This is a genomic window from Stenotrophomonas sp. FR010, assembly GCF_047520755.2.
Classification (GTDB): domain Bacteria; phylum Pseudomonadota; class Gammaproteobacteria; order Xanthomonadales; family Xanthomonadaceae; genus Stenotrophomonas; species Stenotrophomonas sepilia.
In genome coordinates, this window is the sequence record NZ_JAXBQT020000010.1 from 59,065 (window position 1) to 75,365 (window position 16,301).

Below are 16,301 nucleotides of genomic sequence, written 5' to 3' on the forward strand. Positions count from 1 at the left end.
TTCCTGGAGATCCCCATGCACAGCCTCATTGTCATCGCCCACCCTGAGCCCGGTTCGCTGACCCACGCGATGGCGCGTCGCATCGGTGATGCCATTGCCGCGGCCGACACCGGCAACACCGTGGCCTATGCCGACCTGATGGCCGAAGGCTTCGATCCGCGCTTCAACCCGCAGGACCAGGCGTTGTTCCGCAGCACCGGCGCGGTACCGGCCGATGTCGCTGCCGAGCACGCGCGGCTGGATGCCACCGATACGCTGGTGCTGGTGTTCCCGTTGTACTGGTGGTCGTTCCCGGCGCTGCTGAAAGGCTGGATCGACCGTGTGTTCACCAACGACTGGGCCTACGCACAGGATGCGCAGGGCAGGCTGGTGAAGAAGCTGCAGCGCCTGAATGTGCATCTGGTCGGCTTGGGCGGCGCCGACGCAGCCATGGTCGAACGTCGTGGCTACGACGCGGCAATGAGGACGCAGATCGACATGGGCATCTTCGACTATTGCGGCGCACGCGTGCTGTCGTCCCACCTGCTGTTGGACGCCGATACCGGTGCCGCTGAAGCGCATCTACAGACCGCGCTGGCGATCGGCCGTAAAATCGGTGTTCCAATGCGCTGATCGCCGTGCTCCGCCGATGCCCGCCAACGCCACCCCCACGCGCCGCCGAATGACCCGGGAGCAACGCACCCGCCAGTTGCTGGATGTGGCCTGGGCACTGGTCCGCGAAGAAGGTACCGGAGCGTTGACGCTGGGGCGGCTGGCCGAAGCGGCGGGCGTGACCAAGCCTGTGGCCTATGATCACTTCGTGACCCGCAATGGCTTGCTGGCGGCGCTCTACGATGACTATGACGGACGCCAGACCGTGGTCTTCCACGAGCGCATCGGTCGCGCCCGGGCGCAACTGGTCGATCGGGCGGCGGCCATCGCCTCCGGCTACATCGACTGCGTCCTCAGCCAGGGCAGTGAAGTGCAAGGCATCCTCGCCGCGCTGGTGGGGGCGCCGGAACTGCATGAGGTGCGGCGGCGCTACCAGCAGGATTTCATCGACAACTGCCAGGTCTGGCTGGGCCCGTTCGCGGCCGACGGCACGGTGTCGCTGGCGGGGCGCTGGGCCATCCTCGGTGCGGCTGAAGCCCTTTCAGAGGGTGTGGCTGCCGGCGCGCTGGACAAGGCCGGTGCCGTGGCCGAGCTGCAGCGGCTGATCGTGGCGACGGTCAAGCGGCGCTGAGCCGCACGCGCGGTCAGCCGCCGGCCAGGGCGGCGAATCCCGCGGCCATCTGGTCGCGCACCAGTGCGTCGCGCGCGTCGCGGCTTGCAGAGCCCAACACCACGGTGATCAGCCGTACCGGCTGGTCCCGCCCGGGTACTGGCCGGCACGCGGTGGCGGCCAGGCAGAAGCCTGCGGCCTGGGTGTAGCCGGTCTTCAAGCCGTCCACGCCGTCTTCGCCGAGCAGGGCGTTCTGGTTGCTGCGATTGAAGCTGCCATGGGCGAACGCGCGCTGCGCGGTGATCGCCAGGATCTGCGGATGATCGTTCAACAGGCGGGCGGCCAGCACCGCCATGTCGCGCGCGCTGGAGACATGGTGCGGTGTGGTGATGCCGGACACGCTGGCAAACCAGGTGCTGCGCAGCCCGAGCTGGCGTGCGTGCCGGTTCATGCGTTCCAGGAATGCGGCCTGCGATCCGTCCAGGTGGCGCGCGATCGACAATGCAGCGTCATTGCCGGACACCACCATCAACCCTTCCAGCAGGCGCGCCAGGGTGATTGTCTCGCCGGGCACCAGGCCCATGCGCGTTTCATCATCGGCCACGGCATGCACATCGTCGGCGGCGATGGTGACCGGGTCGTCCCACGAGCGTCCGTTCTCTTCGACGCACGCATAGGTGGCGTAGGCGGTCATCAGCTTGGTCAGCGATGCCGGTTGCCGCGCGGTTTCAGCGTTGTGCTGGTGAATCACCGCAGAGGTTGCCGCTTCCAGGGTGATGGATGAAATCGGTAGGGGGGCGGGCGCAGCAGACGGCACGGCGGGCGGAGATGGCAGCGACAGTCAGCAAGAATAGTTCGTGCCGGCTGCACGAAGCCGCACTGCCGGTGCGCTGCAGCGTGCACGGTAGCGCCCGGTTGCGCCCGGGCTGAGGTGGAGGCAGCCTGCGCACATGCAATCGGATATCCGCATCGATGGTCGTGTCTTTACCTACGTCTTCCCGTGTGCGTGGGAGGACTACGCGAAGATCGGCTTTTCACGTGATCCGCTCGGACGCATCAGCGCATTGCATCGGCGCTGGTTCGAGTTCTTCGACCTCGATGCCGGTGCGCTGGTGGAAGCGGAGGGCGAGCGTGATGCACGTGATCTGGAGCTGCAGCTGCGTTCGCCGTTCAAGGCGCACCGCGCACCGGCACCGATGACGATCCAGCACAAGGCCGGGGGTCGTACTGAATGGGTACGTGGTGCCAACCAGGCCTTGTCGCTCGCAATTGCTGCGTTGGGTGAACAAGGCTATCGCTGTTACCCGCTGAAGGCGTGGCTGCAGGTGGCGATGCGCCTGCGCATGGACCGGCTGCACGACTGGGCTGTGGTGCAGCTTCCGGAAGAGGAAGGACTGCGGATTTCCGGTGGCCCCGGTGAGGGCGTGCTGCGTGACACGCTCGACGGTTGCCGGGCACTGGATATCGATCCAATGCCCTGGCTGCCTGAATACGTCCAACGCTGGTACACAGGTTGAGCCGCGTTCAACGGGTCCCCGGCTGCTGAACCGGCGCGGCCGGTTGCGCCGCGCACGCAGGGGAGTCGGTGGACGGGCTGGCCAGCTGGCGTGCCAGCTCGGCGTTGGCCACATGGCCGTGCAGGAACAACAGGCTGCCGAAGATGTTCATGAGCGTGCCTCCACTTGAGTGGATTGCACGATACGGGCAGCATGGGCGGGCAAAAAGCGACATTTCCGCAAGCATGCCTTGAGAGGAATTCAAGCCTGATGTCTCGTCCGCCCCTTCATGCCCTGCAGGGTTTCGTGGCCGCCGCGCGGCTGGGCAACCTGTCACGGGCAGCGGCGTCGATGAACCTGACCGTCAGTGCGCTCAGCCATCAGATGCGCCAGTTGGAAGAGCGGCTCGGGCAGCCACTGCTGGTCCGCCAACCGCGTGGCGTCGCCCTCACCCTGGAGGGGCAGCGCCTGCTCGACCAGGTCGGCCCGCATCTGGATGCGATCAACGAAGCCTTCCAGCCCTATGCGGCCCGCGCCGAGCACGTGCTGACGATCAGTGCGGTGCCGTCGATGGCGTCGGCGTGGCTGGTGCCGCGCCTGGGTCATTTCGTGGCTGAGCACCCACAGATCGAGATCAACCTGCAGTCGAGTGAGCGCCTGATTGATTTCGAGCGGCAGCGCCAGTTCGACGCCGCGCTGCGGCTGGGCAGCGGGCAGTGGCCGGGCCTGGTGGTTGAGCCGCTGTTCGACGAGTGGCTGCTGCCGATGGCGAGCCCGGCGCTGATCGAACGCATGGGAGGGATCGACCGGGTGCCACTGAACCAGTGGCCACTGCTGGGGGACCCCGATGGCGCGTGGGGGGCCTGGTTCGCGTTGAGCGGGCAGACCCCGCCGTCGCGCTTCGTAGCGGTGCTGGATGATTCGGAGGCACACCACCGTGCGGCGCTGGACGGGGTGGGCGTGGCGCTGGGGCGGGTGACGCGGGCGCGCTTGTTGCTGGATTCCGGCCAACTGGTTGCGCTGTCCAACCTGCGCCTGAAAACCGCCTGGCCGCATTGGCTGGTCTACCCGCAGCGTTCGGCCCGCCACCGCGGCTTTCTTGCCTTCCGCGACTGGCTGCACGCGCAGGCTGCCGAACACGTGCGGCACATGGCGGACGCTACACTCATCGCACCAGCGTGACCGCCTGCCCGGCGCGCGCGAATGCCTCCTCCAGCAGCGAGCCGGCCTTGATCGCCTCCACTTCCTCGAACAGCGCCTGCAGCGCGTCGGCGGGGCGCGATGCCGGCGCCGCCACCGCCTGCTGGATCGCGGTGAAACGGTCGGCCAGCACGCGGTGGCCGGGATGCGCCCGCGCCCATGCTTGCAGCGGCTGGCGCACGCCGGCGGCGGCATCCAGGCGCTGCAGATCGAACAGGGTGATCGCAGCCGCCGACGTCTCGGCCCGTTCGATCGTGGCGTGGCGCAGTTCGCGGCTGAGAAACAGATCGTAGGCTGCACCGCGGCCCACCGCGATGCGCAGCCCCTCGCGGTCGAGGTCGGTCACCTGCTGCGCGGGACTGTCCTCGCGCACCAGATAGGTGCCTTCGATCTCCACGTACGGAGCACTGAAGGCGATGCGGTCGGCGCGTGCCGGATCGATGGCCAGGAAGGCCAGATCCCAGCCGTCTTCACCTGCCGCAGCGACCACCGAGGCTGCGGCATCGTGACAGGTGAAGCGTGCCTGCACACCCAGGCGCTGCGCCAATATCGCGGCCAGCTCCACCGACGGTCCACGCGGCGAGTGCGCATCGCCCTGCGCCAGCACCGGGTTGCCCAGGTTGATCGCCACGCGCAGGAAGCCCTGCGGTGCCAGCGCACTTTGGTGATCGGCCAGGGACATGCAGGACTCCGCGAGGAAAGGGGCACCCAGCATGCCAGCGCTGCCCTGCAAGGGGGTGTCATGCTGCACGACTGCAGGATGGCCTACCTTCCGTTTGCCGACGAGGCCGCAGGAGATTGCGTTGCAGGCGCGCACGGTTCCGTAGAGCCGAGCCCATGCTCGGCTGCTGTTGACCCAGCCGCCCAAGCTCAGCCGGGCATGGGCTCGGTTCTACAAGGTTGCGGCGTGCGAGCGCTGCAGCCAGTCATTGATCGCCGGGTCAAGCCGCGGGTCGTCGGGCAACTGCATGCCGAATCGTTGCTGCAGTACCTCGCGCACGTCGGCAACATCGTGTAGCGGACGCTTGTCCGGTGCCTGCCCGGGGCGATACTCGGTGTAGTTGCCGCTGCCGATGGTGCGTCGCCAGTCCGGCCCGGTCAGCGACGCGCGCAGTTGGCCAGGGAAGCTGGAGTCGGGATGGGTGCACACGTACCAGTTGCCCACCACGTTGTCGATCGGTGCGGGCACGTGCAGGTCGAAACGGTACATCGCCCGCCAGCCGTCACCGGATTCGGCGGACAGCACGAAATCCCCCTCGCCGGGCAGCCGCTGCAGCAGATAGCGTTCGTGCGGCGTGGCCTGCGGTTGCGGATCATGCAGCCGCAGCGGCACGGTCGGGGTCAGGCTGCCGAAACCGGCATCCACCAGCCAGTCATCGCCGTCCACCTGCACGCGCAGCAGCAGGTGGGTCCGTGCGGTCAGTTCGCCGTCCTGGGCAGCCAGCAGCACGCGCGCGCTCAATGGCTGCGCATCGAAGCCCAGCGCCTGCAGCAGCGCCAGCAGGCCGCCGTTGAGTTCGAAGCAGTAGCCGCCACGACGGTCGTCGAGCAGCTTGCGCTGCACGCTGTCCAGGTCGATCGGTACTGCATCGCGCAGCAGGCAGCTGAGGGTCTCGAACGGCAGCACTGCGTTGTGGCGCTGCTGCAGCAGGGTCAGGCCGGCCAGCGTCAGCGGTGGCGGGGCATCCAGCTGCAGGCGCTGCAGGTAGCGGGGGACATCGAGCGTCGTCATGGCGGCACCGGGCGGGAGGGGAGGTCCACTGTGCTCCCCCAACCGGGGTTGAGGTCAAGGGCGCTGGTCGTGTCACGCCAGCGTCGCCTGCACCCGGTACAAAGGCCGCGTCCGCCCGTCACCGCTGGGCCAGGACGACGAAAGTTCTAAAGTTGCCTTGAATCCGGCCGATACAGGTGCGTCCTTTTGCCTGGAGTCTGTCATGTCGGCCGTTGTCCCCCACCTCCGGTCCCTGCGCACGCGGCTTGCGGCGCTGCGCCCGGCGTCTTCCGGCCTGCTGCTGTGGCTGCAACCGCATCGGCTGAGCGTAGCCAACAAGCTCAAGGCGACCTTGTGGGTCTGTGGCCTGGGACTGGTCGCAATCGCCGCCGTCTATGCCTGGACCGGGCATGCCAGCACGCAGGCTGCGCGCAGCCAGGCCAGCTACCAGCGCGGCAGTGATCTGGCCGCGCGCCTGGCCACGCGGGTGGCCGAAGCGCGCCGCCTGCAGATCCAGTATGCACGCAGTTTCGATGATGCCGACCGCGCGCAGCTGCTGGCCACGCAAAAGGCGCTGCAGGACGATCTGCGGGCGCTGCGCACGATGCCGATGGATGCAGGCCGGCGCAAGGCCCTGCAGGCGCTGACCGAAGCTGCAGGCGCGTTCTCGCAGGGTGTTGCCGCCCTGTTCGAACGGGTCGACGAGATGGGCCGTGGTGAGGCCGGCCTCGCCGCGCAGCTGCAACAGGCTGCAGACGCGCTGCAGGGGCAGGTGGATGCGCAGCAGCGGGATGCGCTGGCGTTGTCCCTGCAGAAGATGCGGCGGCAGGAGGCACTGCTGCTGCTCGACGGTGATTCCACCCACGCCGACCGCGCCAGCGAAGAAAAGCTGCCGTTCGATCTCGCGCTGGCGGGCCTGCCCGCGTATGCGCAGGACACCCTGCGCACCGGAATGGAGGCGTATCAGGCCGCATTGCTGGGGTATACCGCTGCCCGTGTCGGCCTGGATGTGGAAGCGCAGTCGCTGCTGGATACCGCTGCGGGCGTAGCGCCTGCGCTGGCCGCATTCCAGCAGGCACAAGCCGCGGCACTGGCCCGTGCCCAGGCCCGCCAGCAGGCTGGTGCGCGCACGATGAGCGTGCTGTTTGCATTGACCGTGCTGCTGGTCGCCGGTGTGCTGATCACCAGCCTCGTGCTGGTGCTGCGTGCAGTGCGCCAGCCGATCCGTGACACCCTGCGCTTCGCCAGCGACATCGCCGACGACCGCCTGGACACCGCCCTGCGCGTCTACAACGCCAACGACGAGATCGGCCAGCTGGCCCAGCGCCTGGTCGACATGCAGCAGCGCCTGCGCGCGCGTATCGAGACCGAGCGTGCCGTGGCGCGCGGCAACACCCGGGTGCGCCAGGCATTGGACAGTGCCCAGACCGGTTTGATGGTGATCGATGCGGAAGGGCAGGTCGCCTACGCCAACCCGGCACTGCTGCAGCTGCTTGACCTGCGGAACGAAGCGCTGGTGGGCAGCGACGCGGTACGCCTGCATCCGGCGTTGGTCAGCCTGGCCGGCGTGCGCCAGCGCGAAGAGCGCGAGATCGGTCATGCCGGCACGCGTTACCAGCTGATTGCCAACCCCGTCATCGATGACGGGCAATTCCTCGGCGTAGCGGTGGAATGGCGCAGTCGAGCGCTGGAGACCCTGCTGGAAACCGAGGTCGCTGCCCTGGTCGATGCTGCAGCACACGGCGACCTGCACGGTCGCATCGCGCTGGAGGGCAAGCAGGGCTTCGTGCGCACGTTGTCGACCAGCATCAACCGCCTGCTGGCGACGTTTGAAACCAACCTCGGCGACCTGCAGGCATTGCTGGCCGCGCTGGCCCGTGGTGACCTCAGCGTGCGCATGGAGGGTGAGCTGCAGGGCGTGTTCGCGCGCATGCGCGATGATGCCAACGCGACCGTCGCGCAGCTGGGCCGCATCGTCACCCGCATCCAGCACGCCACCTCCAGTATCGATACCGGCGTTGGCGAGATCGTTGCCGGTCATCAAGATCTGTCACAGCGCACCGAGCAGCAGGCCGCCAACCTGGAAGAGACCGCCGCTTCCATGCACGAACTGACCGAGACGGTCGGTCGCAATGCTGATGCCGCAGGCCGTGCCGACGCGCTGGTCAAGGGTGCGGCTGCGGTGGCGCAGCGCGGCGGCGAGGCTGTCGGCCAGGTGGTGGCGACCATGCAGGGTATCAGCGAGGCATCGCGGCGGATCGGCGACATTACCCAGCTGATCGACGGCATCGCCTTCCAGACCAACATCCTGGCGCTGAATGCGGCGGTGGAAGCGGCGCGTGCCGGTGAGCAGGGCCGCAGTTTCGCCGTGGTGGCCGCGGAAGTGCGCCTGCTTGCACAACGCAGCGCAGAGGCGGCCAAGCAGATCAAGGGCCTGATCGAGGATTCGGTGGCGCGTGTGGGACAGGGCAACCAGCAGGCCGAACAGGCCGGCACCACGATGGGCGAGATCGTCGGCAGCGTGCAGCAGCTGGCCGAGCTGCTGGCGGGTATCCGCAGTGCGTCGCAGGACCAGCATGCCGGCATCGCACAGGTGAACCAGACCATCGTGCAGATGGAAGCCAGCACCCAACGTAACGCCAGCCTGGTGGAAGAGGCCGGTACCTCCACGGCGCAGATGCAGGTCCAGGTGCGTGCCCTGGCCGAAGCGGTGGGCGCATTCCGTTTGCAGTCGATGCCGCAGGCGCGCGCCGCGGCGGCCTGGTCAGCCGAGCGTAGGCTCGGCGCTACATCGGCTGCAGGAACACTGTAGAGCCGAGCCCATGCTCGGCTCACACCAGCGTTCGGCGGCAGGAATCAATACACGTCGCGGCGGTAGCGCCCGTTTTCCAGCAGCGTTTCCACCACTTCATCACCCAGCGCGGTTCGCAGCACCTGGTCCACGCCTTCGGCCATGCCCTGCAACGACCCGCAGACATGGATCACCGCACCGCGCTGTATCCAGTCGCGCAGCGTTCCGGTGGCCGCCTGCAGGCGATCCTGCACATAACCGCCGTCGCCATCGCGCGAGAACGCCAGGTCCAACCGGGCGAGATGGCCATCGGCCTGCCACGCTTCGATCTCGTCGGCGAACAGGAAATCGTGCGCACGCTGGCGTTCGCCGAACAACAGCCAGTGCCCGTGTTCGCCTGCACGGGCGGCTTCGCGCAACAGGCTGCGCAGCCCGGCGATGCCGGTGCCGTTGCCGATCAGCACCATCGGCGCGCCAATGACGCGATGGAAACCGGGGTTGCGATGCACGCGGGCGACGATGCCGGCATCGATCGGCGCATGCAACGACAGCCAGCCCGAGCCCAACCCGACTCGACCGGAGGCGTCATGCACCAGCCGCACCACCAGCTCCACCACGCCATCAGCCGTGCAGGAGGCGATCGAATACTCGCGACTGGGCAGCAGCGGCAGCCCGGCCAGCCACAGGCAGGCATCCTGCACCGCCAGCGCAGCATCGGCTTCGGGCAGCTCGCGTTCACTGGCCAGCGCCAGCAGCGTGCGCGGATGGCCATCGACCAGCAGTGGCTGCAGCGGATCCAGCCCATGCGCCTTCAACACGGCACCGGCATGCTGCGCATTGTGGCGGGGCGCGATGTGCAGGATGTCACCCGCCTGCCACTGCACGTCGGCCGGTGCGGCAAGACGGATACGCCAGATGGCTCCGCCGACGCTGCCAGGGTTGAGGCGGTCGCGGCCGAGCAGGCGCCACTCATGCATCTGCGTAGCCGCAGGCAGCACGCTGTCATCGGTGACGATGCCGGTGAGCGCACCCAGCTCCTGCTGCCACCGGCGCAGCGCCGGGACCGAGGCGGCATCGACGTCGACGCGCTCGAACAGTGCACGCGCGCCGTTTCCGATCAACCAGCCATCGACCCGGCGGCCGAAGCCGCAGTAGTGCGGGTACTGGCGGTCACCCAGCGCGAGCAGGCCGAACTGCAGGCCCGAAAGGTCCAGCGCTTGTGCCAGCAACTGCCGCGCTGCGCGCCGGGCGGCATCGGGCGGCTCGCCGTCGCCGAAGGTGCTCAGCACGAACAGCGCGCTCGATGCGCGCAGCAGGAGCGCGGCATCGATGCGCGCCAGCGGCAGCACCCGCACCGCATGGCCGGCCGCCTGCAGCTGTGCCGCCGCGCGCCACGCCAGCTGTTCGCCCAGTCCGCTCTGGCTGGCATGCACCACCAGCCACGCTGCGTTGCCGGCGTCGCTGGCCGGCATCGGTAGCGCCTGGCGCAGCCCGCGCGCGGCACGCTGGCTGCGGCGGCGGTCCAGGTACAGCATCCAGCCGGTGATGAAGAACAGGCTCATGCCCAGGCTGCTGAGCATCACCACCACGCGCCCGGGTACACCGAAGTAGCTGCCCGAATGCAGCGCGAACACGCTGGTGGCCAGCTGTCCGCCCGCGCCCTGGCGTGCGTACGGGCGGGCATCGAGAACCGCACCGCTGGCCGGATCGAGCTGCAGCAGGTCATGCGCACGATCGTGGTGGCCGCCGCGCTGCGACGGATCACCGGCCATCACCCGCACGTTCAGCGCCTGCCCGGGCTTCTCCGGCAGGCGCAGGTCAATGAAGCCGGCGCGCACGCCCGGCAGCGCGTACAGCGTGGCTTCAATGCGGTGCAGGTCCAGCGATGCATCGGTGGCAACCTGGCGCTTGGCCGCCGGTGGGACGCCCAGCAGCGTGCTGGCCGCGCTGCGATACCCGTCGAACGACCACCACAGGCCGGTCAGCGCACTCATCAGGTAGATCAGCAGCACCCAGGTGCCGACTACCGAGTGCAGGCTCCACAGGAAGCCGCGCCCGCTGCGTTTCCACTCCACTGCCAGCCAGCTGCGCCAGTGCCACCAGCGTCGTGGCCAGCGCAGGTAGAGGCCGGACAGGGTGAAGAACAGCAGGGCGATGGCACAGCTGCCGGTGATCCACTTGCCGCGTTCGCCCGCGGCAAGGTGGCGATGCAGGTCCTCGACGAAGTCGAAGAACGCCTGGCCGCGCAGGGCGCTGAAGCGCTCACCGCTGTACGGGTCGAAGTACACCCAGTGGTCCTTGCCGCCGGCAAAGCGCGCGACCGACGGCCGCTGTCCGGTGGCATCGATACGCAGGCGTTGCAGGGGGCGTTCGCTGCCGGCCTGGAGCAGCGGCACCAGTTCACTGAGTGCAAGGGGATGCTGTCCGTCGGCATGGTGCTCGGCGATCTCGGCAAAGCCGGGATTGGCAGCGCGCAGCAGCTCGTCCTCGAAGGACAGCACGGCGCCGCTGAGGCCCATCACGGCCAGGACGGCACCTGCGGTGATGCCCAGCAGCCAGTGCAGTTGGAACAGGACGTTCTTGAACATCGAAGAAGGAGGGCCCGGGAGGCTGCCGCCCGCATCCTGCGCAACAGCAAATGAGAATTAGTCGCGGAATTCTCCGTGGCGCGTTGGCTGCGGTCAAGCCGTTGGACAGAGGCCGGGCTGTGCCTGGCCTCTGCCCCCGTCGCGGTGTACTTGGACGCAGGGACGCAGCCTTCCCTGGCTGTCGTCCCGGGTCTTCACGCAGGGCTCAGAACTTCCAGCCTACCCGCGCGTAATAGAAGCCGCCGTTGAATCCATAGGGCGAGTGCACGGGGTACTGCGCACCGGCCACCCCGCTCCAGGGGTTGTCGGCCGGCGTGCGGTCGAACAGGTTCTGCGCGCCGAGGCTGAAATACAGGCCCGAATCGAACTTCCAGCCCACCTCTGCATCCACGATCAGCGCGCTGCCGCCATAGATCGGCAGGCCCCCGTCCTCGGCGGAGATCACGCCGCTGTCCAGATGGTCTTCGTACCAGCTGCTGTAGTAATTGAAGCGCAGGTTGGCATGGAAGATCTGCCGCTGGTGGTGGATGCTGAAGTAGCCCTTGGTCCTGGGCAGCGATTTCTCCAGCTTGTAGACGCGGGCTTCGTCGATGAAGTCGGTGTCGTAGCGATCCACCTTGGTGCGGTTCCAGTTGGCGGCAAGCGAGTAGGTGGTTACCCCGCCGAAGTGATCGCTCTTGAAGCTGGTCACCAGATCCACGCCGGTCGTGGTGGTATCGAAGGCGTTGCCGAAGTAGGTCACCTGCGAGATGGAGGCGGCCTCCGCATTGCCGCCGGCCACCAGCGCCGCGCGCTCTTCCGGGGTGACCGCAAAGCTGGTGCTCAACGCGATGCGGTCTTCCACCTTGATCTGGTAGCCGTCCAGGGTGATCAGCCAGTCGCCCGCGGTCCACACCGCTCCCAGTGACACATTCCTGGACTCTTCCGGACTGAGCGGCTGGGCGCCCTTCAGTTGCGCGATCGGGTTGGTGGGCGGAAGCGTGGCAATGTCCTCCAGCGCGGTGCCGCCGAACACGGTGCTGATCTGGCTGACGTTGGCTTGGCCGGGAGTCGGTGCGCGGAAGCCGGTGTTGTAGGCACCGCGCAGGGCGAAGTGCTCGTTGAAGTCGAAACGCGCGGTGAACTTGCCGGTAGTGGTGCTGCCGAACGAATCGTAGTCCTCGTAGCGCAGCGCACCGGCCAGCAGCAGCTTGTCGGTGAGCTGGGCTTCCAGGTCGGCATAGGCCGCCCAGTTGCGGCGATCAAAGGTGCCGGCGGTGCGCGTGCTGAAACCATTGAAACCGTTGGAGCCAAGCGCGAAGCCCTGTTCGGTCAGCGGGCCGATGGCGGTGGATGGGCCATCACCGGGGCTGATCCTGAAGCTCTCCTCGCGCCATTCGGCGCCCATCGCCAGGCGCAGCGGCTGGCTGCTGAAGCTGGCCGGTATGTCCCGGCTTACGTCCACGTTGAGGTTCTTTTCGGTCTGGGTGTTACCGCCGGGTCGGAACAGCAACCCGGCCGGCTGGTCAGGCCCGAGCGACGCGTTGACGGTGTTGTAGATGGTGAATTCAATATCGTTGCGGCCCCAGGAGCCGCTTACGTCCCAGTACCACTGGCCCCACGTGCCCTTGGCGCCAGCGAACACCGAAGCGTCCTCCAGTTCGCCGCCGAAGCGTGGGGTGAAGCCACCGGGCAGACTGGAGAGGAAGGTGAAGCAGTTGGCCGGCAGTGCACCCACGGCGCCACTTACGGTGCTGTAGGGCAGCAGGCTGCCGGCGCCGTCGCGCAGGGCGATGGAAGGGCAACTGCCCACGCCGGTCAGGTTGCCCACCAGCAGCGTCTCACCCCCATCATTGGAGTACACGCCCGAACGCGCGGTGGGGTCGCGGTAGTAGAACCCGCCGTCCACCTCGCGCTTGGCATAGTTGCCGAACAGGTAGAACTCCACGTTTTCGGTGTTGTAGCCGAGGTTGGCGACCAGCTTGAGGTCGTCGTCCACCTTCGGCGATCCCCAGATCTGCGCCGGGTCGTTCACCCCGGGGTAGCCGGCCGCCGCCACCGCGGCGGCATCATCGCGCTGCACGCTGCGCGAAGTGTCGTCGGCCTTGCGCCACTCAGCCGTCAGGGTGGCGAAACCGTGCTCGGTCAGCGGAAGGCCGATCTGCGCCGAGTACTGGGTGGTAAGCCCGTCGCCCTTGTAGTACTGCCCGGCGAAGACCTCGGCAGTACCGCCTTCGCGCAGCTTCTTCAGGCCGAAGTTGAGCACGCCGGCGATGGCGTCCGATCCATATTGCGCGGCGGCACCGTCGCGCAGTACGTCGACCTGCTCCAGTGCCAGTGACGGGAACACCGAAAGGTCAGGGCCCTGCGCACCATCGGAGAGGCCATGGCCGAGGAAGGTGATCACCGCCGAGCGGTGGAAACGCTTGCCGTTGACCAGCAGCAGGGTGTTGTCCGGCGGCAGGCCACGCAGGTTGGCCGGACGCACCAGGCTGGCCGCATCGTCGATGGGAATCGTGCTGACGTTGAAGGAAGGCACCAGCACCTTGAGCTGGTCGAGGGCGTCGGTCGCGCCCTGGTTGCGGAACTCTTCACCGCTGATGATGTCGATCGGCACCGCCGACGACGACACCGTGCGCGGTTTGGTGCGGCTGCCCAGCACCGAAACGGTATCCAGGGTGGTGGCCGCGTCGGGCGTCGTCGATGTGCTGCTGTCCTGCGCCCATGCAGCGGGGCTGGTGGACAGCAGCGCGGTGGCGAGGGCCACCATTACTGCGGATGCCAAGGGCGTGATTGCGTCTGGAGCCCGAACACTTCTGCGAATTCCGTGTTTCATGCATGCACCCTGCAGTCGATTTGAGTGGTTTGTCGGTCAGTGGTTCATCCTGTTGGTTCTCCTTGCAGCCAGGGCCCTGGTCGCTAAACGTAGAATTAACAGAACGTAAACCGTACCGCAACGGATCTTTCGATTTAAGGTGCAAAGTCGCGGAATGGATCGCAGAACAGTCTCATATGTATGCTGAAAGCACGTAGTATGTGCTTCAGGCAACCATCAGGATGTCCCGTGTCTACGCTCATTGCCGATCCCGTTGCACAGGTCCGCGCCTTCAACCGCTTCTACACCCGCAGGATCGCCGTGCTCGAGGAGCGGTTGCTGCACAGCGACTTCACCCTCACCGAAGCGCGGGTGCTGTTCGAACTGGCGACGGGCCAGGGCATCACAGCTGCGCAGCTGGGCCATCAGCTGGACCTCAACGCGGGCTACCTCAGCCGGCTGTTGAGCGGGCTGCAGGCGCGCGGCCTTGTTCAACGCGAGCCATCGGTGATGGACGCGCGCGCGAACCGGCTGGTGTTGACCGAGGCGGGCCGCGCCGCCTTCGCACAGCTGGATGCAGCGTCCAGCGAAAGCATCGGTGCCATGCTGGGAGGCATCAGTGAAGCGGGATGCCAGCGCCTTCTGGAGGCGATGGGACAGATCCAGGCGCTGCTGGGAGGTACATCGTCGGGTTGCGTGCTACGCGATCCCCGCCCCGGCGACATGGGCTGGGTGATCCAGAAGCACGGCGCGCTGTATGCACGCGAATTCGGGTGGAACGCCGAGTTTGAAGCGCTGGTGGCCGACATCGTCACCCGCTACCTGCGCGAGCATGACCCGCAGACCGAGCGCTGCTGGATCGCCGAACTGGATGGCACCGCGGTGGGCTCGGTGTTCGTGGTCCGGCACGACGCGCACAATGCCAAGCTGCGGCTGCTGCACGTCGATGCCAGTGCGCGCAGGCGGGGCATCGGGCAGCGGCTGGTGGAGGAGGCGATGAGTTTCGCGCGCGCGGTGGGCTACAAGCGCATGGTGCTGTGGACCAATGCCGCGCTCACCGACGCGCGCGGCCTGTACGAACGGGCCGGTTTCGAGTTGATAGCAGAGCAGAACGAACAGCTGTTCGGCCAGCCGCAGGTGTCCCAGCTGTGGGCGCGCCCGCTGGTCTGATGCGATCGGCCGCAGCGCATGCTGCCTGGACCCGCATGCTGCCGGCGCAGGACGTTCTCCAGCAGGTTGTTGAGTGGCACCTGCACCGCCGACGCAGGCCTATGGGGCGGCCCATGCCTCGATCTCGCCGTGGGCGAACGGTCCCAGCTTCGCTTTTACCATTCGCCCCTGCGCATCGAACAACACGCTGTAAGGCAGCAAGCCTTGCGCGTTGCCGAGCTGCACGCTGGCATCGCGCGGGCCCGGTGTCTCGATCACGATCGGGTAGTCCACCGGCACCTGCTGCAGGAAACCGCGCACGTCGTCCGTGGTGTCCAGCGCCAGACCCAGCACCTGCACACCGTTGTCGCCCTGGGCATCGGCGAAGCGCGCCAGTTCGGGCATCTCTTCCACGCAGGGCGCACACCAGCTGGCCCAGACGTTGATCAGCAGCGGTCGGCCGGCAAAGCGATCGCGCAGGACCAATGGCTGTCCCGCCAGGTCCGGCAGTGTCAGCGCGGGCAACTGATCGCCCACCTGCAGCGTGGGCTTCATGGCCGTCGCCCTGGAAGCCGTCGCTGGCGCGGCAGGTGATGATGGGTCGGGTGCCAATCGATGCCCGGCCCACAGGCCCAGGCCGGCGGCCAGCACCGCTGTCCACAGCAGCGCTGGCCGTTGCCACTTCATCGTGCGGTGCGCAGCAGCGCTTCCTCGACCACCGCCTGGGTCAGCAGGGTCGGCAGCACGGTCGGCGGCGCGCCGGGGCCGTACACCACGTACAGCGGTACGCCCACCGCCTTGTGCTCTTCCAGGAACGTGGTGATCTGCGGGTCGACGTTGGTGTAGTCACCGCGCATGTACACCGCATTGGTGCGCTTGAGCAGTTCCTTGAACTCCGGCCGTGACAGCACCGCACGTTCGTTGGCCTTGCAGCTCACGCACCAGTCGGCGGTCATGTTGACGAACACCACGCGGTTGTCGGCGCGCAGGCGGTCCAGCAGCTGCGGCGAATACTCGACCACGTTGTCGCTGGCGGCCTGTGCGGCCCTCGCCGGCGGTGCCAGCTGGGTCACGCCCCAGGCCGGAACCAGCGCACCGATCGCCAGCAGCACGCCGAGCAGGGTCCCCGCACGCGAGCCGGTCCAGCGGTTGCGTTCAAACAGCCACAGGCCGAACGCGAACAGCAGCAGGCCACCCAGCACCAGCGCCATGCCGTCCACGCCGCGCTGCTTGCCCAGCACCCACAGCAGCCACAGCGCAGTGGCGTACATCGGGAAGGCCAGCACGTGCTTGAGCGTTTCCATCCACGGGCCGGGCTTGGGCAGGCGGCGTGCCAGCGCTGCCGTTCCTGCTGATCGGCTTCGTGCCAGC

At 67.5% G+C, this 16,301-nt stretch carries 14 protein-coding genes; 6 read left to right on the top strand and 8 right to left on the bottom strand.

The window, feature by feature from the left end:
- Nucleotides 1–15: 15 nt before the first annotated feature.
- Both ACM0PK_RS10950 and ACM0PK_RS10955 read left to right on the top strand, forming a co-directional pair.
- On the top strand, nt 16–612 hold the full coding sequence (locus ACM0PK_RS10950; RefSeq protein ID WP_072167285.1) for an NAD(P)H-dependent oxidoreductase: 597 nt from the start codon (nt 16–18) through the stop codon (nt 610–612).
- Between the two features lie 16 nt (nt 613–628).
- Entirely contained in the window at nt 629–1,222 is a 594-nt protein-coding gene (locus tag ACM0PK_RS10955) for a TetR/AcrR family transcriptional regulator (RefSeq protein ID WP_065178823.1), read from the top strand.
- A gap of 13 nt (nt 1,223–1,235) precedes the next feature.
- Here ACM0PK_RS10955 and ACM0PK_RS10960 read toward each other — a convergent pair whose 3' ends face one another.
- Nucleotides 1,236–2,018, bottom strand: coding sequence for a serine hydrolase (locus ACM0PK_RS10960; RefSeq protein WP_180885470.1), 783 nt, complete (start codon nt 2,016–2,018; stop codon nt 1,236–1,238).
- A 133-nt stretch (nt 2,019–2,151) separates the two neighbouring features.
- Between ACM0PK_RS10960 and ACM0PK_RS10965 the strand changes: the two genes are divergently transcribed.
- Nucleotides 2,152–2,718: a GIY-YIG nuclease family protein gene (locus ACM0PK_RS10965; RefSeq protein ID WP_072167283.1), complete on the top strand. Its 567-nt coding sequence runs from the start codon at nt 2,152–2,154 to the stop codon at nt 2,716–2,718.
- A gap of 7 nt (nt 2,719–2,725) precedes the next feature.
- Here ACM0PK_RS10965 and ACM0PK_RS10970 read toward each other — a convergent pair whose 3' ends face one another.
- Entirely contained in the window at nt 2,726–2,869 is a 144-nt protein-coding gene (locus ACM0PK_RS10970; RefSeq protein WP_176698770.1) for a hypothetical protein, read from the bottom strand.
- 98 nt (nt 2,870–2,967) lie between these two features.
- Here ACM0PK_RS10970 and ACM0PK_RS10975 point away from each other — a divergent pair, with 98 nt between their 5' ends.
- Nucleotides 2,968–3,879 (top strand): LysR substrate-binding domain-containing protein, encoded by a 912-nt coding sequence (locus ACM0PK_RS10975; protein WP_032954576.1) that lies wholly within the window; start codon nt 2,968–2,970, stop codon nt 3,877–3,879.
- Here ACM0PK_RS10975 and ACM0PK_RS10980 read toward each other — a convergent pair.
- Together ACM0PK_RS10980 and ACM0PK_RS10985 are read right to left on the bottom strand one after the other, a co-directional pair.
- Complete coding sequence (locus tag ACM0PK_RS10980) at nt 3,863–4,579, bottom strand: ABC transporter substrate-binding protein (RefSeq protein ID WP_061478210.1); 717 nt, start codon at nt 4,577–4,579, stop codon at nt 3,863–3,865. The genes ACM0PK_RS10975 and ACM0PK_RS10980 overlap by 17 nt on opposite strands.
- A 210-nt stretch (nt 4,580–4,789) precedes the next feature.
- Nucleotides 4,790–5,629: an arylamine N-acetyltransferase family protein gene (locus tag ACM0PK_RS10985; protein ID WP_134972730.1), complete on the bottom strand. Its 840-nt coding sequence runs from the start codon at nt 5,627–5,629 to the stop codon at nt 4,790–4,792.
- A 202-nt stretch (nt 5,630–5,831) separates the two neighbouring features.
- Here ACM0PK_RS10985 and ACM0PK_RS10990 point away from each other — a divergent pair, with 202 nt between their 5' ends.
- Entirely contained in the window at nt 5,832–8,420 is a 2,589-nt protein-coding gene (locus tag ACM0PK_RS10990; protein ID WP_414607609.1) for a methyl-accepting chemotaxis protein, read from the top strand.
- A 44-nt stretch (nt 8,421–8,464) separates the two neighbouring features.
- Here the strand turns inward: ACM0PK_RS10990 and ACM0PK_RS10995 are convergent, their stop codons facing one another.
- Both ACM0PK_RS10995 and ACM0PK_RS11000 read right to left on the bottom strand, forming a co-directional pair.
- Nucleotides 8,465–10,987: a PepSY domain-containing protein gene (locus ACM0PK_RS10995; protein ID WP_180885466.1), complete on the bottom strand. Its 2,523-nt coding sequence runs from the start codon at nt 10,985–10,987 to the stop codon at nt 8,465–8,467.
- Nucleotides 10,988–11,192: 205 nt separating this feature from the next.
- Nucleotides 11,193–13,751: a TonB-dependent receptor plug domain-containing protein gene (locus tag ACM0PK_RS11000; protein ID WP_258013359.1), complete on the bottom strand. Its 2,559-nt coding sequence runs from the start codon at nt 13,749–13,751 to the stop codon at nt 11,193–11,195.
- 279 nt (nt 13,752–14,030) lie between these two features.
- Here ACM0PK_RS11000 and ACM0PK_RS11005 point away from each other — a divergent pair, with 279 nt between their 5' ends.
- Nucleotides 14,031–14,951, top strand: a complete 921-nt coding sequence (locus ACM0PK_RS11005; protein WP_134972272.1) for a bifunctional helix-turn-helix transcriptional regulator/GNAT family N-acetyltransferase — start codon at nt 14,031–14,033, stop codon at nt 14,949–14,951.
- A 99-nt stretch (nt 14,952–15,050) separates the two neighbouring features.
- On the opposite strand, the gene ACM0PK_RS11010 is transcribed toward ACM0PK_RS11005, so the two are convergent.
- On the bottom strand, nt 15,051–15,617 hold the full coding sequence (locus tag ACM0PK_RS11010) for a TlpA family protein disulfide reductase (protein ID WP_111200442.1): 567 nt from the start codon (nt 15,615–15,617) through the stop codon (nt 15,051–15,053).
- Nucleotides 15,614–16,301, bottom strand: a 688-nt coding sequence (locus ACM0PK_RS11015; protein ID WP_495498525.1) for a thioredoxin family protein, incomplete at its 5' end; no start/stop codon positions are given. The genes ACM0PK_RS11010 and ACM0PK_RS11015, both read right to left, overlap by 4 nt.